Below are 520 nucleotides of genomic sequence, written 5' to 3' on the forward strand. Positions count from 1 at the left end.
CAAGCCGAGCGTGATCAGCGACCCGGCAAGCGCTGCTGCCAGGAGATTGCAGATCATCGCCGTGCCGATGACGCCGCCCAGCCGCCAGTCTCCGAACAAGCCGACCACGCCGGCCGCCAGGAGCGCGGCAAAGATCACGCCGTTCATGCTGCCCACCACCGCCTCCTTGGCGATGAAGCGGAACGCATTGGCGGCGGTCAGCTCGCCCATGGCGAGCGCGCGGACGGTGACGGTCACGGTTTGGATGCCGGCGTTGCCGCCCATCGACGCCACGATCGGCATCAGCGCGGCCAGGATCACGATCTTCTCGATCGTGCCCTCGAACTGGCCGATCACGAAGGACGCCACGAGAGCCGTCGCGACGTTGACCAGCAGCCAGGGCGCGCGCAGGCGGACGGTGCGCACCGGCGGCGCGTGCATGTCGTCGGTGCCGACGCCGCCCATCTTCAGCATGTCCTCCTCGGCCTCCTCGTCGATCACGTCGACCACGTCGTCGACCATGATCACGCCGAGCAGCCGT

The 520-nt window shown here is 68.5% G+C and carries 1 protein-coding gene; it reads right to left on the reverse strand.

Translation table 11 applies throughout. From position 1 onward, the window contains the following. On the reverse strand, positions 1-520 hold a 520-nt coding region (locus tag DNK49_RS23315), incomplete at both ends, for a magnesium transporter (protein ID WP_133255181.1).

The sequence above is a fragment of the Parazoarcus communis SWub3 = DSM 12120 genome (assembly GCF_003226565.1).
GTDB classification, from domain to species: Bacteria; Pseudomonadota; Gammaproteobacteria; order Burkholderiales; family Rhodocyclaceae; genus Parazoarcus; species Parazoarcus communis.